We start from the raw sequence: 18,578 nt of genomic DNA, 5'->3' as shown, positions 1-18,578 counted from the left end.
AATTTACTGATATTAAAATTAACTCCATAATTTGTTTTAGTCCCTTTTTAAATTTCTTTATGGAAAATAATAAAGCTAATGCAAAAGTTGAAAACAAAGTTTTAGTCCCTTTTTAAATTTCTTTATGGTAAAATAGAAAAAGCAAAAATACCACAGAACTTGCAGTTTTAGTCCCTTTTTAAATTTCTTTATGGTAAAATAGATATTTACCAGATAATGAAAATTTCAGGGTTTTTTAATAAAAATAGCAAAAATTATGCTATAATCTCATAAGAAATTTAAAAAGGGACTAAAATAAAGAGTTTGCGGGACTCTGCGGGGTTACAATCCTCTAAAACCGCTTTTAAAATTCAAATAAATTTTGCTGGTGATATTTTTCTTGTTTTTTGTTTATTTGAATTTCTTCATTATTTGAATTTTTGTATTTAAATTCTCCATGACTATCTATATCAAAAAGCGTTAAATTAGTTTCGTTATTAACTTTTTCGTTAAAAACTATGCCACCAAGCAAAAGCTCCATTTTATCAAACTGCTTTTCAGTGATGATTAAAGCCCTTACATTTCCATAAGGTGGCAAAATCTTTTTTACATTTTCAATAGAACTTTTTGCGGAACTTAAACCCTTGCAAATACGCATATAAACGCTAAATTGCAGCATAAAATAACCTAATTTTATAAGATTGTTTCTAAATTTACTTGCTAGTTTTTGCTCTTTTTTACTTTTAGTTGGCACATCAAACATCAAAAGCACACGCATAAATTTATCTTCAATCATCAAATTTCACTATCTTTAGTTCATCTTCATACAATAAAGCATTTTTAAAATTTGCCACATAATGATTTATCGCTCTATTTAAAGGATAATTTTGCCCATCAAAATTGATTTTGCTTTGTAAATGACCAATCAACGCTCTTTTGTCATCTTTGTTTAAAAACTCACTTTCACCCACAAGTTCTAAAACACAATCATCAACACTAGCCCTAAACACTTCTATCAAATCATCACAAAGCGCAAAAGAATTATAAATATTATTGTGCTTTATGCCAAGCCAAGGCAAAAGTCCACTGATACAAACTGCTCTAATAATACAAGCCCTAATGATTGCATAGCCATAATTTAAAGCAGAATTTTCAAAGCAAAGCTCATCTCTTGAAAAAGAAGCACCAAACAAAGTTTTAAAATACAACACCGCCGCAACAGCTTCAATATTTTTACTATCATTTAAGGTTACTTTTTTAGCCAAATTTATAAGCTCATTGCTTTGCTCTATTTTATTGTGTTTTTTCAAAACAAAGGCTTGATTTAGGATTTTGTTTTTAATGATTTTTTGCCATAAAATAGCCTTTTTTTGAGCACTTACATTCATTTGCTCTTTTGCGATTTTTGCACTTTGAAAATGCCCTAAAAAAGGAGTAAAAACACCATTTATACTATGAGTTTCATCACAGGTTAGCAAGATGATTTTATGCTTTGCAAAAGCGTTAAAAAGTGCGGAACTCAGGCTTGCTTGCAAGCTTTCTAAAACGATGATGTTTATATCTTTTAAAAACAATTTTGCTACATTTTCATCTTGCTTAATCACAAGATGATTTAGCTCTAAATTTAGCTTGGCATTAGAGCTAATAAGCAGTGTTTTAAAAGCTTCATCGTAACTCATTTTTTAAAATCTTCTCTTTGTCTAAACTCAGCCTTTGTCACTTCTCCAAGTGCTGAAACTATGTATTTTTCAAATACTTTTAGATTTTGAATTCCTATGCTTTTTGCGATTACTTCTTTTTCATTTGCATTTTTAAACAATATTTTTTGATTTTTGCTTAGCGTTTCAAATTTATTATCGTGTTTTGAAACAGTTAGGCTAGCATTTGAGCTATCTAGCCTTTCATAATAAACAAGTTCTGGCTCTTGCATATCTTTAGTTTGAATTAAAATCAAACTATCTTTGTATAAAGAAAAGCAAAACTCATAATTTTCATCCATTAAAATCCAATCTTTTATAAGACCTGACTTTTTATCTTTACCTTGCACCACGGCTTTATTTGGTAATACTTTTAAAGCAAAATCCATGGTATAAATTGGCACAGCATAAAATTTATTTGTCTTTTTGTGTTTAAAAATATCCACTCTAAACATATCGCCATTTTTAACCATTTTACCATTTACTTTGCGGATTTTACCAAGCTCTAGGGCTTTTAAAACTCCTTCTTTTCCGCCGTATGATTGATAGAATTCTTCTTCTTTTCTAAATGTTTCTTCATGTAAAGCTCCACTTGGCTTTTTTCTCTCAGGTTTTGAGACAAAAATTTCATCAATTTTATCTAAAAGCTTTTGCCTAAAACCACTAAAAGGCTCAAAAAACTTCCTTTTGTTTTTATAATCTAATTCACTAATTTTTTTTGCATAAAGTTCTGCAGTGTTACTTTCTTGCTCTTTTTTAAAATCTGAAAAAGCCTTTACGATAGAGTTGTTTGCATAAGCAATAATTGCTGCATCGATGGCATGATGAAGATGGTTATTTCTATCCTTAGTGCTAAAGCCCCAAGTGTGTCTTAAAGTGGATGTTAGCATACCGCTTTTTGCTTCTACATGCACTTTTGAACCTTTTTGTGTGTCGTTTAATTTTGTATTTTCATCATCACTTAAAGGTAAAAAATCTAAATAATCTTTAGTATAGTTTAAAACAAGCCTTGCGATGTAGCGAGTATCGTTTAGATTTCTATCTTTAAAGTCTTTTTGCTCTTTGTCTTTGTAGTTTTTATCTAAAATTCTTTTTTGCTTTTTAGTAGGTAAATTTTTTGCTAAAACTTCAATTTTCTGCCATTTTACTCTATCATTGCCAAAGGTTTCAAAGGGGGTTTTATTAAGTTTTTCTTGATTTTGCTTGGTAAAAACTAAAACTTTATTCATATAAGAATCATCAAAACTTCTAGAATAAGGGTAAATATGGTCAATTTCAAGCATTTTTTCATCTTGCAAATCACTAATTTTAATCTTTTCTCCACTATAAACACAAAATTCTTTTTGTTCTTTAAATAATCTTAATTTTAAAATATTTTTGCTATTTATTTTTAAGCCTAGTTTCTCACATTCAAGTTCGGCGTCTTTTTTGGCCTTGTAGTTTTCGTTTTGCTCTTTTTCTATTTTAGCTCTTTGACTGTGATTTTTACCTACTTCTCTTGCTAATTCAATGTTTATTTTATGCACTTTACCGTATTTTTTAAGCAAGGCATTTAAGACCTTTCTATATTCTTTAATCGCCCTTAAAACCACAGGATTAGTTACTTCATCTTTGTAATAAGTTTCATTAAATGCGGGTAAAAAGTCTTTTTTATCTTCATTAATTGCTACTTTTAAATTAAGCTCATTGCAAGCTTCATCGTATTTTTTACCTTCAAGCATTAAAGGAGTGATAAGTTTTAAGGCTTTAAAACTTATATTTAAATGGTCTTTAAATTCCAATTTGCTTAAGCTATCAATTTGATTTTGATTTAAATCATATTTTGCTAAAGCCTTTTTAAGTTTAATCTCATCTTTTATAAGGGTAATATCTTTTGCTATTTCATTTAAATCATCTTGGCTTAAATTATGCTCACCTAGGGCTTTTACAAATTCTTTGTATTTTTGAAACTCAATAAAATAAGTTCCTTTTTCTCCTTTAAACTCATAATCATTACTTAAGCCCAAAAGCTTTTTTGTTTGTTTATAAGTTAGAGTGCCGTTTTTTAAAACTTCATTTAAAAGCGTGTTTAAATCATCTTTTGTATATAAAATTCCTTCAGTATTTTTAAGATTGTTTAAAAGATTGATAATTCTTGTAAGCGCTACAAACATAAAAGCTAAGGGCGAATTTTTTGGCGCTCTTTTTTCATCAGTAAAAAAACTACAATTTCCCACCAAATGAGAAAAATCTTTTAAAGCCCTTTTATAAAATGCTACACTAAGCACTTCTTCTTCAAATTTCTTTGAGAAAGAAAAGCCAAATTCTCTTTGTTTTTGAAAAATAAGCTTTAATTCGTCTTTTAAAAAACTTTGCGCTATGCAGCGTTCATAACTTTCTTTTTTATTTCTAACATTTATAAATTCTTTGGAATTTTCTTTGAATTTTTGAAAATACTCTTTATAAAGATACTCGCCTACACTTTGATAACTTACTAATTTTTCTTCATTTTGCTTGATAGCTTTTAAAATCTCGCCTTTTTCTTCATCACCATTATTTTTAATATCATCATAGCCACGCCTTTTTGCAATATGTAAAATCACTCTTGCAAAATCTTGCTTACTTAAAAACTCGTTTAAAGCTCTAAATCTTAACTCATAAGGGCTAATTAAAGAGCCTTTATAAGCCTTAGCTAAACTTTCATCAAAGCTTTGATAATCTTCGTAATTTAACTTAAATTCATTTGCGATTAAATGTTTTAAGTGATTTAGCCTTGCTTTGCGTCTAGCAAGGCGTTTTCTAGCACTTCTTGAAAGGCGTCTTGGTAAGGCTAGGGATTCTCCTGTTTTAGGATTTTCAGCCTTTGTAAAAATCCTAACTCCGCAATCTTTTAACTCATCATTTTCGCTAAATGCCCAACCAATAGAGCTTATACCTATATCAAATGCCAAAATTCTTGCCATACTAAATCCTTTGTGACATTTATGATTTATTTATAATTATAATACAAAAATCATTTTTTATGTAAATATAAATTTTTCAGTAACCAAACTATACATATGTTAATTTTGCAATACAAAAAATAAGTAATTTTTAAATAAAAAATATTTTTTATTTAAAAATTTAGCTAAAATTAAATTCATAAGCTGTAAATTCAGGAGAAATCATGCCAATTTTTATGATATGTTCTACACTTTTAGCGGTAATTGTCGTTGCTTATTATATACTCAAAAAATACAATCCCATTTTTGTATTTTTTCTTTCAGGTATTATCTTGCTTATTTTTGCTTTTTACATCACAGGAACACCTATACCAAAAGCCCCAAGCAGAGAACATGCAAGCTTTTTAAATATTTTAGCTTTTATCACAGCAACTTTTAAAAGCCAGCTTTCTAGAGTAGAGCTTATTATCATGAGTGTGGCAGGTTTTGCTGCTTATATGAAACATATCAATGCTTCGGCAAAACTTGCTTTTTTAGCAAATAAACCCTTAGGAAAATCAAAAATAAATACTTGATTTAAGTGGAACTTTTGTTGTTGAAATAGCTTAAAAATCGTCATTTTTAGCTATGCTGGATTACTTTTACTTTTGTTAGCATGTATTTATCCTGTTTTAATCTCTGTTTTAATCTCACTTAAAATCCGTCCTATTATAGCTGTATGTGTGCTTTCTTTAATTGCACTTGATTATGGTCCAAAAGATGGAAATTCAATCAATATGGCAGATATGGTAGGACAAAGTGATAATGTCGTAGGGCTTTTTTTAAATTACCAAATTTATAGTGTGATTGCCTATGTTGTAGTTATTGTCATCTTGATTCCTTTTTATTTTACTTGGATTGATAAAAGAGATAAAGAAAAAGGTGTTTTAAATGATGAAGTTGAAATTCCACAAATCATTGATCCTAAATGTCCCACTTTTTACATACTCTTTCCTTGGTTACCTGTTGTATTTTTATTTACAGCGTATTTTTTTACTATCAAGCTCGGTGTTGCGACAGCAAATTTTGTAAGCATTTCTTTAGTTTTTCTTGTTGAATTTGCAAGACACAGAAATGCTAGAAAATTAGGCGAAGACATGATGGTGATTTTAAAAGCTATGGCTGAAATTTTTATCTCAGTCGTAAGCATAATCATCGCTGCTGGAGTATTTGCTGAAGGCATTAAAGCACTTGGTGGAGTTAATATCCTTGGTAACGCGGTTTCAAATCTTGGAACAGGAAATTTTGCATGGTTTGGAATTCTTTTGAGTATAGCTATTTTAAGCTTTTTAGTTTATTTTGCCATAGTGATTATGGGGAGTAGAGTTGCTGCTTTTAATGCTTTTGGAAAATTAACTCCTGATATAGCTATGAAATTAGGCGTTGCACCTATTACTCTAGTTTTACCTATAGAAATTGCATCTTGCTTAGGTCGTGCAGCTTCACCAATAGCAGGCGGAATCATAGCTTTAGCTGGATTTGCAAAAGTAGCTCCAATGGATATTATAAAACGAACCACTCCTCTTTTACTTATCGCTATGCTTGTAAATGTACTGTAGCCTTTTATCTAGCACAAACCAATCCTTTGCCAAAAGAACAAAACACTGCAAAAATAGAACTTAAAATACACAAATAAAGCGTATTGACGCTTTATTTTCATTCTAAAACAATACCTTCATTAATGCAAATTTCGCCGATAATAAAGGCATCTGAATTTTCCAAAACCTTACTTACATTAGAAGGATCTACAACCATTACTAAACCCGCTCCCATGTTAAAGCTTCTATACATTTCGCTTTCTTCTACAGCCTGTCCTATAGTATAAAAAATTTCAGGAGTTTTAAGATGATGTTTACGTATAGTTGCACCCATACCACGAGGTAAAACGCGTGGTAAATTTTCTACTAAACCACCCCCTGTAATATGAGCTAGAGCACTGATATAAGGCTTTAGTGTAAGAAAATCACGCACATAAATCCTTGTAGGTTCTAACAAAATATCAATTAAATTTTTACCCTCTATCTTGTCATCAAATTTTAATTTTAAACTTTCAAAAAGTACTTTTCTAGCTAAAGAATAACCATTTGAATGAAGTCCTGAACTAGGAAGTGCCAATAAAATATCACCATTTTTAACAAATTTACTTCTATCAATCTCATCTTCTTCAGCCATACCCACTGCAAAACCCGCAAGATCAAAATCATCTTTTGCATACATTCCAGGCATTTCAGCAGTTTCTCCGCCGATTAATGCACAATTTGCCATCTTACATCCCTTGGCAATGCCTGATACAACAGCCTTTGCTACTTCTACTTCGAGCTTGGCTGTAGCATAATAATCTAGGAAAAACAAAGGCGTAGCAAAATTACAAATCAAATCATTCACACACATTGCTACTAAATCTTGCCCTATAGTATCATATTTTTTAGCATCAATTGCCAAGCGAAGCTTGGTACCAACCCCATCTGTTGCACCTAAAATCACAGGCTTTTTAAAACCACTTGGCATTCTAAAAGCACCAGCAAAAGAACCAATTCCACCTACAACATTATCATTAAAAGTTTCTTTAACCAAAGGTTTTATAGCCTCTACAAAGGCATTTCCATTATCTATACTTACGCCTGCATCTTCATATGAAATTTTCATTTATTTTCCTTTAAGAACTAAAAAGGTATTTTAACGAAAAAAGTTTTAATAAGGCATAAGATGAAAAATGCTTTTTTTGTAACCGCTTCAATTGCTTGTGGTAAAAGCACCTTTATAGAAATAGCGAATTCTTTAGGCTTTAAAAGCATTAATGCAGATAAAATCGCTCATGAAATTTTAGATGAAAATGCTTTAGAACTTGAAAAGATTTTTTCTCCCTTTAGCTTAAAAAATTTACTCACAAAAGAAAAGAAAATCGATAGAAAAATCCTTGGAGAAATTGTTTTTAACAATAAAGAAGCTAAAAAAATCTTAGAAAATTTCACTCATCCTAAAATTCGAGCTAAAATTTTAGAACAAATGCAAATTCTAGATAAAGAAAATAAAGCTTTTTTTGCAGAAATTCCTCTTTTTTTTGAAAGCGGTGCTTATGAAAATTTAGGCAAAGTCATAGTAATTTACACACCCAAAGAATTAAGCCTTAAAAGAATCATGCAAAGAGATAAGCTCAGCTTAGAAGCTGCAAAAGCAAGACTTGATTCTCAAATAGATATTGAAGAAAAACTTAAAAAAGCAGATTTTATCATTAAAAATACTAATTCTTATGCCGATTTTAGGCAAGAATGTGTTAAAGTAATACAAGAAATTTCCAAAGGAAAAATGTGAAATTTTATAAATATTGTGCAAGTGGGAATGATTTTGTCATAACAAATGCTGATAGAAAAGAAGATAGAAGTGTTTTAGCTAAAGAACTTTGTAATCGTTATGAGGGTATAGGTGCGGATGGCTTTATCGTGATATTGCCTCATGAAAAATACGATTTTGAATGGGAATTTTATAATAACGATGGCTCAAGGGCTGCTATGTGTGGCAATGGCTCAAGGGCTGCGGCACATTTTGCACATCATATTAACAAAATAAATCCTAACATGAGTTTTTTAACTGGCGCAGGAGTAATAAAAGCAAAAGTAAATCAAGATAAAGTTGAAGTATCTTTAGGCAAAATAAAAAGCGTGCAAAATACTTTTGAAGAATTAGGAAAAACTTGGCAATTTTGCGACACTGGAGTTCCACATCTAGTACATTTTTGTCAAAATTTAGATGAATTTGATACAATGCTTTGTCAAAAAATGAGACAAAAATATAATGCCAATGTCAATTTTGTAAAAATTTTAGATGAAAATCATTTAAAAGTTCGCACCTATGAACGCGGAGTTGAAGATGAAACCTTAGCTTGTGGCACAGGAATGGGGGCTTGTTTTTATCTGGCATTTTTAAATAAAAAAGTACAAAATAAAGTTAAAATAACTCCTAAAAGTGGTGAAGAGGTGGGGTTTACATATAAAAATGAAGAATTGTTTTTTGAGGGAAAGGTAAAGTATTGTTTTGAAGCCAATTATAATTTTTCTTAGTCTTTTTCTAATCCCACTTTTTGCTGATGATCTAAAGAGTGGATTTGGAGAGGAATATTACAAACTTGATATAGATCAAAAAAGACAAATTTTTTTTATAAAAATGAATGAAATGTTTGATCAAAGCTTTAAAAAAATTGAACAAGAAAGAGCCTTTATCGAAGCCTTTTTTAAAGATGCTTACAAAACAGGCTTTAGGACTTCAAACCAAATAAATCTTGAAAAACTTATCACGATAAAAAACAAATATCGCATTGAAAATCTTTATGATTTTGCAGAATATAAAAAACGTATTCAAAAAATTCCAAAATCCATGGGTATAGCCCAAGCTTTAGTTGAAAGTGCTACAGGTACCAGTCGCTTCGCAAGAGAAGCAAACAATCTTTTTGGAGAATGGACTTGGGGTGAGAAAGGTTTAATTCCTGATTTAAGACATCCAGATAAAAAACACAAAATTAAAATTTTTGATAGTCTGCAAGATAGTGTTGACTCTTATGTTTTAAATTTAAATCGTCATTTTGCTTATGAAAAGTTTCGCGATGTAAGAGCTAAATTTGAAAGCGAAGACAAAGAGATAACAGGGCTAGAGGCTATTAAAACTTTAGATTCTTATTCTGAACGCAAGGGATATTATATCAATCTTATTACAAAAATCATCAAACGATACAACCTTGAAAAATACGATACAAAATCAAACAACGCCTAAAATCCAAGTGAAAATTTATCAAAAGATATGACTTCAAATTTAATCCCTTGCTCAAAAAAACTATCCTCGCTTGAAAGAGTGATAAAAATCACATGAAAAATTCCAAGTTCTAAAGCCTTTGGTAAAATTTTCTTAGCACGTAGCTTGATCAAATCAATATCTAAAGTTGGACTTGAAATATAAGCAATTTTAGATATTTGGCTATAAAAGTTAAAGTATTTGTTATAAAAAAATTCTTCTTTAAATTTAAACAACTCGCTTAAAACTAAATTTTCAAATAAATGTGAAAAATCCTTTGAAATACAAAGATTATTTCTTAGGCCAAAATCTTTAAAATAAATCTTTTGAAGTTTTTTTTCATCATGTTTTAAAATATAGATCACATAAGTATTTTCTAATTTTTTTATAGCTTGATAAACACTATCTTTTGAAGTTTTTAATCTTTTTTTGAGTTCTATAAATATCTTAGAAATACTGATTTGCTGACCCAAATTTAAAGCTAAATACTTTAAAATTTCTAATTCTAAAAGAGTAAAGCTTTGTCTTAAAAGTATGTTTTTTTCTCCAAATTTACTCCGTCCACTTTGCAAAAAAAGACCTACTAAATTATTTATAGGTAAATTTTTCTTACTTACACTAATAAATTCTTCAAAATCAAAATAATCAAGTTCAAGTTCTTCAAACCCATTTATATTTAAATCTTTTATATTTGTACTTAAGATGATGGGAATTTTAATTTTTTCTAAATTAGGGATAAAATCCAAATTATAAAGGCAAAGAATTTTAATTTGTAAATTTTCATTCAAAAAATCAGCAAGTCTTTCTAAACTTTGTTTTTCAAAACGTGTATCATATAAATCTAAAAACAAAATTTCACTTGCTTTAAATTGAGATAAAAAATTAAAAATAAGCGTTTTTTTACCACAAAATCGTGGGCCTTTTATGATAATATTTAGTTTTGAAATTTGAATTTTTCTTTCATAACTTACTTCAAATTTAGGGTGGTTTTCATAAAAAAAATTAAGCACTTTCAATTTTATTCTTTAAAAAAGGATATTATAACCTAGTTTGTATAATTGGGGCATAAAGCCCCTTAAATTACATTTTGCAAGCACCTTGTAAAGTAGCGCCTACCATCCAAAGACTTTTTTCATATTTTGCGATATTTTCTTGTGCAAAAGCAGCTGTTGTGGTATCACTTTCTTTTTCTGCTGCTTCATTGAGTTTTTTAAATTCTGCTAAAAGATATTCATAATCTTGTTTGATCAGTTCTATGACTTCAAGCGGAGTAAAGCAATCTTTTGCAACTTTTGGACTTTTTGCATTTTCCATTAAAACTTTTTGGCAAGTGATAGCTTTTTCGCCAAGTTGTAAAACTCTTTCAGCACAACTATCAAAAAGTTCTGCCATTTCTTCATAAGCTTTTTCTGTGTACTCGTGTATAGAAAAAAATTGCAAACCTTTTACATTCCAATGATAATTATGAAATTTAACCCATAGATGATGAGCATCTGCTTGCATTTGTAATAATTGTTTTGTAACTGACATGATTGACTCCTTTTTTTGATTTTTAAAATTATAGCATAAAATTCTTAAATAATAATTATTATTAATTAAAAATTTTTATTATAATTTTAACTTAAAATCATTATACTCTTTTTTTAATGAATTTTGATTAAGAATTTAATATATTTTTTAAGATCAACTTTCCAACTTCCACACCAGGTTGATCATAAGTGTTAATCCCTAGCATAACACCGCAAGTTGAAGTAAAAAGTTCATAATAATACATCAAATATCCCGCATGCCAAGCGTCAAGTTTTTCAAATTCTATCACATCAACACTCAAATTTTCAGCGATTAAAGCATGCATAGTTGCATCACATTGAGCGTTTAAAAGTTCGTGAAGATTGACTTTATTACTTAAAGAATCTAAAAATTTAAAATGAATATCAGGGATAATAGGTGCTTTTTGAGCGTCTTTGATTTTTAAAAAAGTTACAGTTTTATTTTTAGGTCCATCCATAATGAGTTGTAAAAAACTATGCTGATCTCTTGCACCAATGAGTGCAATAGGAGTTAAACCTATACGTTTATAGCCTTGCTTTTTACCTAAACTTTCAGCAATAAGCTGGATATACCATTCGTTAAAGCCTTTAAAAGCATCACTATATGAAAAAAGCACATTGATATTGGCATTTTTGTGTGTGCAATAATGATAAGCCTTTTGTAAAATTTCATCTTTTTTGCGAGTAAAAAAATCTTCAAAACAAGCTTTAGCTCCTTCTAAAAGAGCTTTGGCATTATAGCCACAAAAACAAAGTGGAACTATACCCGCGGCTGAAAGTATGCTAAAACGACCTCCTACATTTGCAGGGATAAAAAAGCATTTAATACCTAAATTTTCACCTTCTTTATGAAGTTTTGAATCCTTATCAGTAATAAAAACAAAGTATTTTTTTAATTCTTGCATATCAAGTTTAAAATGTTCAATAAGAAGTTTAAAAAGTGATACGACTTCTATAGTGCTACCTGTTTTACTGATGATTAAAAACAAACTTTCTTCAAGCTTGATTTTTTCTAAAGTCTTATTAAAAGAATGTGAGCTTGTGTTATCGAGTATAAAAAGCTCTCTTTGGTTGCTTTTTTCATTAAAAAGCATATCGCGCAAGGCTTTTACACCACAACTTGAACCTCCCATTCCCACTAAAACGATATTTTTTACATATTCTTTATCTTGAATAAATTTCAAGCTCTCATCGATTAAATTCAAACTTGTGTCAATAAGATGATAATACCCTACATCTCCACTTTTTACCTCATCATTAATACGATTTGCATAAGAACTTATAGTGTGAATTTCACTTTGCTTAAAAAAAAGTGTATTGTTTAACATTTACTTTTCTCGTAAAAATAATTTGTCGCCTCTACAAAGCCTTCTACGCTTCCACAATCAAAGCGCTTCCCTTGAAATTTATAAGCTAAAACCATACCATTGGTTGCTTGAGTTAAAAGCGCGTCGGTAAGTTGAATTTCGCCATTTTTTCCTGCTTTAGTATTTTCTAAAATTCCAAAAATATCAGGAGTTAAAATATATCTTCCTATGATAGCAAGACTACTTGGAGCTTCATCAGGACTTGGTTTTTCTATCATAGAATTAACCATAATAAGATTTTCTTCTACAAAATTTCCAGAAATTACTCCATAGTTTGAAACTTGTTCTTTTGGTACTTCCATCACAGCTATGATGGTGCAGCGATATTTTTCATAAATTTTTACCATTTGAGCCATAACATTTAAGCCTTCTTCATTAACACACAAATCATCAGCCAAAATTACGCCAAAAGCTTCATCGCCAACTAAAGGTTTACCTTTTAAAACCGCGTCACCTAAACCTTTCATTTGATTTTGTCTTGTAAAAGTAAAGGTGCAACGATTGATTAAAGAACGAATTTCATCAAGTAAGTATTCTTTTTTTGTACCTGAAATTTGATGTTCAAGTTCATAAGAAATATCAAAATAATCCTCTAAAGCTCTTTTTCCACGTCCTGTTACAAATCCCATATTTTCCATTCCTGCTTCCAAAGCTTCATCAACCCCATAATGGATCAAAGGTTTGGTTAAGATAGGTAACATCTCTTTAGGTAAAGTTTTTGTTGCAGGTAAAAATCTCGTCCCATAACCTGCCGCAGGGAAAATACAAGTTTGAAGCATAAAAATTTCCTTTTATTTTTTTATCATTATAGCTTATTTTTATGAATTTTTATGCAACAAGGCAAAGTTCTTTTTGCTTGTTATTCAAACTCTGCCTTAGCTAATTTAACAATGGTTTCTACTACTCCAGAATCTTCAAGCGTTGAAATATCTTGTTTGATTTCTTCACCTCTTGCTATGGTTCTTAAAATTCTTCTCATTATTTTACCACTTCTAGTTTTTGGTAAACCTGGAGTATAAAGAATTTTTTCTATTTTAGCTATAGGTCCTATCTCTACTCTTAAAATGTCATTAAGTTCTTTTAAAGTTTCTATAGCTCCGCCAAGATCACAACTGGATGCAGGACTTAAAACCACAAAAGCAAACAGTGACTCGCCCTTAATCGCATCCAAAATACTCACTACAGCTGATTCTGCTACACTTGGATGTTTAGCAATAGCGCTTTCAATTTCAGCCGTTCCTATACGATGTCCTGCAACATTAACCACATCATCTGTTCTTCCTGTGATGGTAATATAACCATTTTTATCGTAAAAAGCGCCATCGCCACTAAAATATACAGCTTTTCCATCTTTTTTAGCTTGAGAAAAATAACTTTCTATATAACGTTCATCATTACCCCAAATTCCACGAATCATCGAAGGCCAGGGTTTAGTTATACAAAGCAATCCATCTTCACCTTCATCTTTTTTATTGCCTTCTTCATCAATAACTTCTGCAAAAATTCCTGGTAAAGGCAAGGTGGCACAACCTGGTTTTAAAGGAGTAGCGCCTGGCAAAGGCGTGATCATATGTCCACCTGTTTCTGTTTGCCACCAAGTATCGACTATAGGACTTTTAGTTCCCCCTATTTCATCATAAAACCACTTCCAAGCACTAGGATTTATAGGCTCTCCAACCGTTCCAAGCACTTCAAGCGTACTTAAATCATATTTTCTTGGCTCATCAGGTGCATCAGCATGAAGCATTCTTATGGCAGTTGGCGAAGTGTAGAATTTGCTTATTTGATACTCTTCTATCATTCTCCACCAACGCCCAGAATTTGGATAAGTAGGAGTCCCTTCATGCATTATAGTCGTTGCTCCACATGCTAAAGGCCCATAAACTACATAAGTATGTCCTGTAATCCAACCCACATCAGCACTACACCAATAATTATCATAATCTTTAATATCAAAAACCCATTCCATAGTCATTTGTGCCCAAAGTATATATCCTGCACTTGCATGCATAACTCCTTTTGGCTTGCCCGTTGATCCTGAAGTGTAAAGCAAAAACAACAAATCCTCGCTATCCATGATTTCGGGTTCACACTTATAAGATTCATTTTTCACAAGTTCGTTATAAACATAGTCCCTTCCTTTAATATATTCTATAGGCTCATTATTGCGTATAACTATAAGTACTTTTTCTACACTTTCACACCCTTCACTTAAAGCCTTATCTACTGCAGGTTTTAACATATAAGGTTTGCCACGACGAAAAGCACCATCAGCCGTTACCACAAGTTTAGCTCCTGCATCTATAATTCTATCTCTTAAGGCTTCAGGAGAAAACCCTCCAAATACGACACTATGAATAGCCCCAATCCTTGCACAAGCTAACATTACTATAGCTGTTTCTGGAATCATAGGCATATAAATTACAACCCTATCGCCTTTTTTTACTCCGAATTTTTTAAGCAAATTGGCTGCCTTACAAGTTTCATGCAATAATCTTCTATAAGTATAAACTTCATAATCCCCCATTTCACCTTCAAAAATCAAAGCAGCTTTATTGCGTCTTGTTTTCATATGACGATCAAGACATTGATAGCTTACATTTAAAGTTCCACCTTCAAACCATTTATAAAATGGAGCTTTATCCTCGTTTAGCACTCTTGAAAAAGGCGAAAACCACTCGATCTTCTCAAGTGCTTGTCTTTTCCAAAAACCTTCAAAATCTTCTTTAGCTTCATCGCATAAATCATAGTATTCACATAAATTTTTTATACGAGCATTACGAGAAAATTCTTTACTTGGCTTAAAAAGCTCTTGATTATTTTGATTAAGCATAAAAACTCCTTTATGGTTATTTTTAAACATTATATAAGAGTTTATTTATATTAAATACAAATTTAAAAAATAATTAAGATAAATTTTATAAAAAATGGGAATATTTGTAATATTTTATTTAAATTTTATAATGTATGTTAATTTAAGAAACATATTGCATCTTCATAAAAATAAAGACTGAGTTCTTCGTATAATTTTAAATCGAATTTTAAAAATTCTTGTTTTTCTAAAGCAAATTCTAAAATTTTATCCATACAACTTACCCTTATAAAAACATCACTTTTCCTACTTCTAAGTGCTATAATATAACATTTTTTTAAAATAAACTCATAATTATTTTTTGGGATATTTTTAGAATTAAAAAAAGAAATTTTATAAGGATCAATTGCAATTTTACTTGGAGGTTTTTTAAAATCTTTATATTTTTTACAATTACTAAAATCTATAAAATTACAAAATTTCACACCTTGATTTTCTAGCTCAAAAACATTAGTATTTTCAAATTCTAAAATTTCTCCACTGTGTAAATAAAGTTTTTTTTGAGCCAAAGAATCTAAAAAATGTTTATCATGGCTTGCGATTAAAAAACCTGTATTGAAATTTTCGTGCATTTTAAGAATAGCTTTTTTAAATAAAAGCGTAGTATTTTTATCCAAAAAAGCACTCGGTTCATCAAGTAAATAATACTTCGCTCTTACGCTTAAAGCTATAGCAAAAGCTATTTTTTGACTTTGTCCTGATGAAAGTTCATTAGGATATTTACTTAAAAGACTTTCATCTAAATTTAAAAACATCAAACTTTCTTTTATACGTTCTTCGATATCTTCTTTAATCCCATAAGTTTTTAAAGTAAATAAAAAATTTGCCCTTACGCTACGATTTAACAAAATAGGCTCTGGAAAAAGCAAATAAATTTCACGCTTTTGTTTATTATTAAGTTTAAAATTTCCAAAATAAGAAATATTTTTTGAAAAATCTCCTTCTAAAAATTTTAATATTCTTAAAAATGTAGATTTTCCACTTCCATTCGTTCCCATTAAGATGCTAATTTTACTTGTATCAAGTTTTAAATTTTTAATTTTTAAAACTTCTTTGTTTTGATAGTTGAAAAAAAGATTAGAAATTTCTATCATTTTATGTTCTTTTAAGTTTGTGTGTAATGAAATTTAAACAAAAGGCAATGAGAATTAAAACCAAAGCCAAAGCTATACCACTAGCAAATTCGCCTTTGTTGGTTTCAAGAGAAATAGCCGTGGTTATGGTTCTAGTGTCGTATTTAATATTTCCACCCACTATCATCGCTACTCCTACTTCTGCTACAATGCGTCCATAAGCTAGTGCAACGACGCTAATCAAAGCAAAGCGTAATTCATAAATCATCATTAAAACAAGTTTTAAAGGACTTAGGTGAAAAGATTTTATAAGTAAAAAATGTTTTTTATTCATATTTTCTATCAAATTTGAAAAAAGTGCGATCACTATAGGAAGTGCTAAAATAAACTGCCCTAAAATTAAAGCCTTTATAGTAAAAAGTAGTCCAAATTCTCCCAAAGGTCCTCGACTTGAAATCAGTGCATAAAGTATAAGTCCTACCGCAACTGTTGGAAAAGAAAGGCTAGTATCTATGATAAGTTTTATAAAGCGTTTAAATTTAAAATCAAAAAAGCCTAAGATAAATCCCAAAGGAAAACCTATGAGCAAAGCTAAAACTATAGAAATACTTGAGCTTAAAAGTGTAGTTTTTATAGCTGAAATTACACTTTCATCAGCATTAAAAAGTAAAAATAAAGCTTGTTTAAAACCATCAAAAATATAATCCAAAAATATCCTTTTTAAAATAAGTAATTTTAGCATAATTATGCTAAAATATTTTTTTATGTAAATTTATAAGGAGAAAAAATGAAAAAAATCATTTCTTTAGCCCTTGCTTTAGCTTTAAGTGCAAGTGCAGCAGAACTTAAAATGGCAACCACAACAAGCACTGACAATACAGGACTTTTAGATGCTCTAAAGCCTCTTTATGAACAAGAAAGCGGCAATACCTTAAAATGGGTTGCAGTAGGAACAGGTGCGGCTTTAAAAATGGGTGAAGATTGCAATGCTGATGTACTTTTTGTACACTCTCCAAAAGCAGAAAAAGAATTTATAAAAAAAGGTTTTGGCGTGGATAGAACCCCTGTGATGTATAATGATTTTATCATCATTGCGGATAAATCAATAGCTTCTAAATTTAAAGGCAAAAATTTAAAAGAAAGTTTAGAACTTATCAAAAATGAAAAACTCACTTTCATCTCAAGAGGCGATAAATCGGGTACTGATAATAAAGAAAAAAGTCTTTGGAAAGATCTTGGTGGTGTGCCTGAAAAAGAAAACTGGTATCAACAAAGTGGACAAGGTATGCTAGCAAGCATTAAAATCGCTGAAGAAAAAAAAGGTGTGATTTTAACTGATCGTGGCACTTATATCAAATATGAAGCCAGTGAAAAAGGAAATCCAAGTTTAGTCATTGTAAATGAAGGTAATGATAGCCTTAAAAATTTTTATTCTGTTATAGCAACAAATCCTAAACATTGCAAAAATGTTAATTATACTGAAGCTAAAAAATTTATCAATTGGCTTACAAGTGACGATACTTTAAGTTTTATTAGCGGATTTAAACTGCTCTATAAACCTTTATTCGTAGTTGATGCAAAAACAAGGAAAGATTAAAATTAAGCAGGTTTTAGCCTGCTTAAAATATTATTTTTACTTATTGTAACTTTTTTATTTATTTTTCAAAACTTTCAGCTTATTTAAAATTCTTCTTTAGATACAATAAAATCAATAATTAAATATACAAGGTCAAATAATGTTCAAAGTAGATTTAAATAGTGATTTAGAGGAAAGTTTTGACACCTATAAAATGGGAATGGATGAAAAAAATTTTAAAATTTGTAAGCTCAGCAAATGTCGCCTGTGGCTTTCATGCGGGTGATCCTTGTGTAATGGATAAGACCTTAAATTTAGCCAAGCAAAATGGTGTTTGCATAGGAGCACACCCATCTTATCCTGATCTTTTGGGTTTTGGAAGACGCAATATGCAAATAAGCTTTGAAGAGGCTAAAAACTATGCCTTGTATCAACTAGGAGCTTTGGCTTTACTAAGACAAAAGGTATGAAAATATAATATTTTAAGCTCATGGCGCACTTTATAATATAGCAGCTATTGATAAAAATTTAGCGATAAACGCGTTGTAAAAATGATAAAAGAAAGCAAAGTTACAAGCATAAATGGCAAAGAAATTGATTTAAAAGCGGATAGTATTTGCGTTCATGGGGATAATGTAAAAGCTTTAGAATTTGTTAAAAAAATCAAAGAAAATTTAGAAAAAGAACAAATTCAAATTTGTGCTTTGGAAAATTTTATATAG

General features: G+C 30.1%; 15 protein-coding genes and 2 pseudogenes. 6 read left to right on the top strand and 11 right to left on the bottom strand.

Translation table 11 applies throughout. The features are described 5' to 3' along the window. Positions 1-343: 343 nt before the first annotated feature. The 3 genes from cas2 to cas9 are packed head-to-tail and all read right to left on the bottom strand — an operon-like array spanning position 344 to position 4,618. Positions 344-775 carry a CRISPR-associated endonuclease Cas2 gene (gene cas2 / locus AJ888_RS03430; protein WP_002797817.1) on the bottom strand — a complete coding sequence of 144 codons (432 nt, stop codon included), beginning with the start codon at positions 773-775 and terminating at the stop codon, positions 344-346. After that, positions 768-1,658, bottom strand: a complete 891-nt coding sequence (gene cas1, locus AJ888_RS03425; protein ID WP_044780406.1) for a type II CRISPR-associated endonuclease Cas1 — start codon at positions 1,656-1,658, stop codon at positions 768-770. Before cas1 ends, cas2 begins: the two co-directional genes overlap by 8 nt. Beyond that, on the bottom strand, positions 1,655-4,618 hold the full coding sequence (gene cas9 / locus AJ888_RS03420) for a type II CRISPR RNA-guided endonuclease Cas9 (protein WP_070240634.1): 2,964 nt from the start codon (positions 4,616-4,618) through the stop codon (positions 1,655-1,657). The genes cas1 and cas9 overlap by 4 nt, the downstream gene beginning before the upstream one ends. A 203-nt stretch (positions 4,619-4,821) precedes the next feature. Between cas9 and dcuC the strand changes: the two are divergent. Beyond that, a pseudogene (dcuC, locus tag AJ888_RS03415) lies at positions 4,822-6,195 on the top strand (C4-dicarboxylate transporter DcuC). A gap of 97 nt (positions 6,196-6,292) precedes the next feature. On the opposite strand, the gene purM reads toward dcuC, so the two are convergent. Next, the gene (gene purM, locus AJ888_RS03410) at positions 6,293-7,282 is read right to left on the bottom strand and encodes a phosphoribosylformylglycinamidine cyclo-ligase (protein ID WP_002862173.1); all 990 of its coding nucleotides are present in this window, start codon (positions 7,280-7,282) and stop codon (positions 6,293-6,295) included. Positions 7,283-7,342: 60 nt separating this feature from the next. On the opposite strand from purM, the gene coaE reads away from it, so the two are divergent. The 3 genes from coaE to AJ888_RS03395 are packed head-to-tail and all read left to right on the top strand — an operon-like array spanning position 7,343 to position 9,400. Next, on the top strand, positions 7,343-7,948 hold the full coding sequence (gene coaE, locus AJ888_RS03405) for a dephospho-CoA kinase (RefSeq protein WP_002862174.1): 606 nt from the start codon (positions 7,343-7,345) through the stop codon (positions 7,946-7,948). Beyond that, on the top strand, positions 7,945-8,694 hold the full coding sequence (gene dapF / locus AJ888_RS03400; RefSeq protein ID WP_002862175.1) for a diaminopimelate epimerase: 750 nt from the start codon (positions 7,945-7,947) through the stop codon (positions 8,692-8,694). Before coaE ends, dapF begins: the two co-directional genes overlap by 4 nt. Next, on the top strand, positions 8,669-9,400 hold the full coding sequence (locus tag AJ888_RS03395) for a glucosaminidase domain-containing protein (protein WP_002862176.1): 732 nt from the start codon (positions 8,669-8,671) through the stop codon (positions 9,398-9,400). The genes dapF and AJ888_RS03395 overlap by 26 nt, the downstream gene beginning before the upstream one ends. Here the strand turns inward: AJ888_RS03395 and AJ888_RS03390 are convergent. The 7 genes from AJ888_RS03390 to tupB all read right to left on the bottom strand — a co-directional run bounded on the left by AJ888_RS03390 (position 9,397) and on the right by tupB (position 16,989). Beyond that, complete coding sequence (locus AJ888_RS03390) at positions 9,397-10,434, bottom strand: DUF4143 domain-containing protein (RefSeq protein ID WP_002862177.1); 1,038 nt, start codon at positions 10,432-10,434, stop codon at positions 9,397-9,399. The two genes, AJ888_RS03395 and AJ888_RS03390, sit on opposite strands and share 4 nt — an antisense overlap. 64 nt (positions 10,435-10,498) lie before the next feature. Then, entirely contained in the window at positions 10,499-10,948 is a 450-nt protein-coding gene (locus tag AJ888_RS03385) for a Dps family protein (RefSeq protein WP_002862178.1), read from the bottom strand. A 127-nt stretch (positions 10,949-11,075) separates the two neighbouring features. After that, entirely contained in the window at positions 11,076-12,296 is a 1,221-nt protein-coding gene (locus tag AJ888_RS03380; protein ID WP_002862179.1) for a glucose-6-phosphate isomerase, read from the bottom strand. Continuing rightward, entirely contained in the window at positions 12,290-13,114 is an 825-nt protein-coding gene (gene galU / locus AJ888_RS03375; RefSeq protein WP_002862180.1) for a UTP--glucose-1-phosphate uridylyltransferase GalU, read from the bottom strand. Before galU ends, AJ888_RS03380 begins: the two co-directional genes overlap by 7 nt. A gap of 80 nt (positions 13,115-13,194) precedes the next feature. Continuing rightward, positions 13,195-15,168, bottom strand: a complete 1,974-nt coding sequence (gene acs / locus AJ888_RS03370; protein ID WP_002862181.1) for an acetate--CoA ligase — start codon at positions 15,166-15,168, stop codon at positions 13,195-13,197. A 137-nt stretch (positions 15,169-15,305) separates the two neighbouring features. Beyond that, positions 15,306-16,301, bottom strand: a complete 996-nt coding sequence (gene tupC, locus AJ888_RS03365; protein ID WP_002862182.1) for a tungstate ABC transporter ATP-binding protein TupC — start codon at positions 16,299-16,301, stop codon at positions 15,306-15,308. 1 nt (position 16,302) lies between these two features. Then, positions 16,303-16,989: a tungstate ABC transporter permease TupB gene (tupB, locus tag AJ888_RS03360; protein WP_002871132.1), complete on the bottom strand. Its 687-nt coding sequence runs from the start codon at positions 16,987-16,989 to the stop codon at positions 16,303-16,305. 78 nt (positions 16,990-17,067) lie between these two features. Between tupB and tupA the strand changes: the two genes are divergently transcribed. Continuing rightward, complete coding sequence (gene tupA, locus AJ888_RS03355) at positions 17,068-17,877, top strand: tungstate ABC transporter substrate-binding protein TupA (protein ID WP_002862184.1); 810 nt, start codon at positions 17,068-17,070, stop codon at positions 17,875-17,877. A gap of 139 nt (positions 17,878-18,016) precedes the next feature. Beyond that, positions 18,017-18,578, top strand: a pseudogene (locus AJ888_RS03350) (5-oxoprolinase subunit PxpA).

This window comes from Campylobacter sp. BCW_6467, assembly GCF_001762855.1.
Lineage (GTDB): Bacteria > Campylobacterota > Campylobacteria > Campylobacterales > Campylobacteraceae > Campylobacter_D > Campylobacter_D jejuni.
Note: the sequence above shows the minus strand (reverse complement) of the source record. Positions and strands in the feature narration are given on the sequence as shown.

Bases quoted from the DNA above. Each gene is read 5' to 3' on its own strand.
- AJ888_RS03385 (WP_002862178.1), bottom strand. From the start codon at position 10,948: ATGTCAGTTACAAAACAATTATTACAAATGCAAGCAGATGCTCATCAT.
- galU (WP_002862180.1), bottom strand. From the start codon at position 13,114: ATGCTTCAAACTTGTATTTTCCCTGCGGCAGGTTATGGGACGAGATTT.
- tupA (WP_002862184.1), top strand. From the start codon at position 17,068: ATGAAAAAAATCATTTCTTTAGCCCTTGCTTTAGCTTTAAGTGCAAGT.
- acs (WP_002862181.1), bottom strand. From the start codon at position 15,168: ATGCTTAATCAAAATAATCAAGAGCTTTTTAAGCCAAGTAAAGAATTT.
- cas2 (WP_002797817.1), bottom strand. From the start codon at position 775: ATGATTGAAGATAAATTTATGCGTGTGCTTTTGATGTTTGATGTGCCA.
- coaE (WP_002862174.1), top strand. From the start codon at position 7,343: ATGAAAAATGCTTTTTTTGTAACCGCTTCAATTGCTTGTGGTAAAAGC.
- cas9 (WP_070240634.1), bottom strand. From the start codon at position 4,618: ATGGCAAGAATTTTGGCATTTGATATAGGTATAAGCTCTATTGGTTGG.
- purM (WP_002862173.1), bottom strand. From the start codon at position 7,282: ATGAAAATTTCATATGAAGATGCAGGCGTAAGTATAGATAATGGAAAT.
- tupC (WP_002862182.1), bottom strand. From the start codon at position 16,301: ATGATAGAAATTTCTAATCTTTTTTTCAACTATCAAAACAAAGAAGTT.
- cas1 (WP_044780406.1), bottom strand. From the start codon at position 1,658: ATGAGTTACGATGAAGCTTTTAAAACACTGCTTATTAGCTCTAATGCC.
- AJ888_RS03380 (WP_002862179.1), bottom strand. From the start codon at position 12,296: ATGTTAAACAATACACTTTTTTTTAAGCAAAGTGAAATTCACACTATA.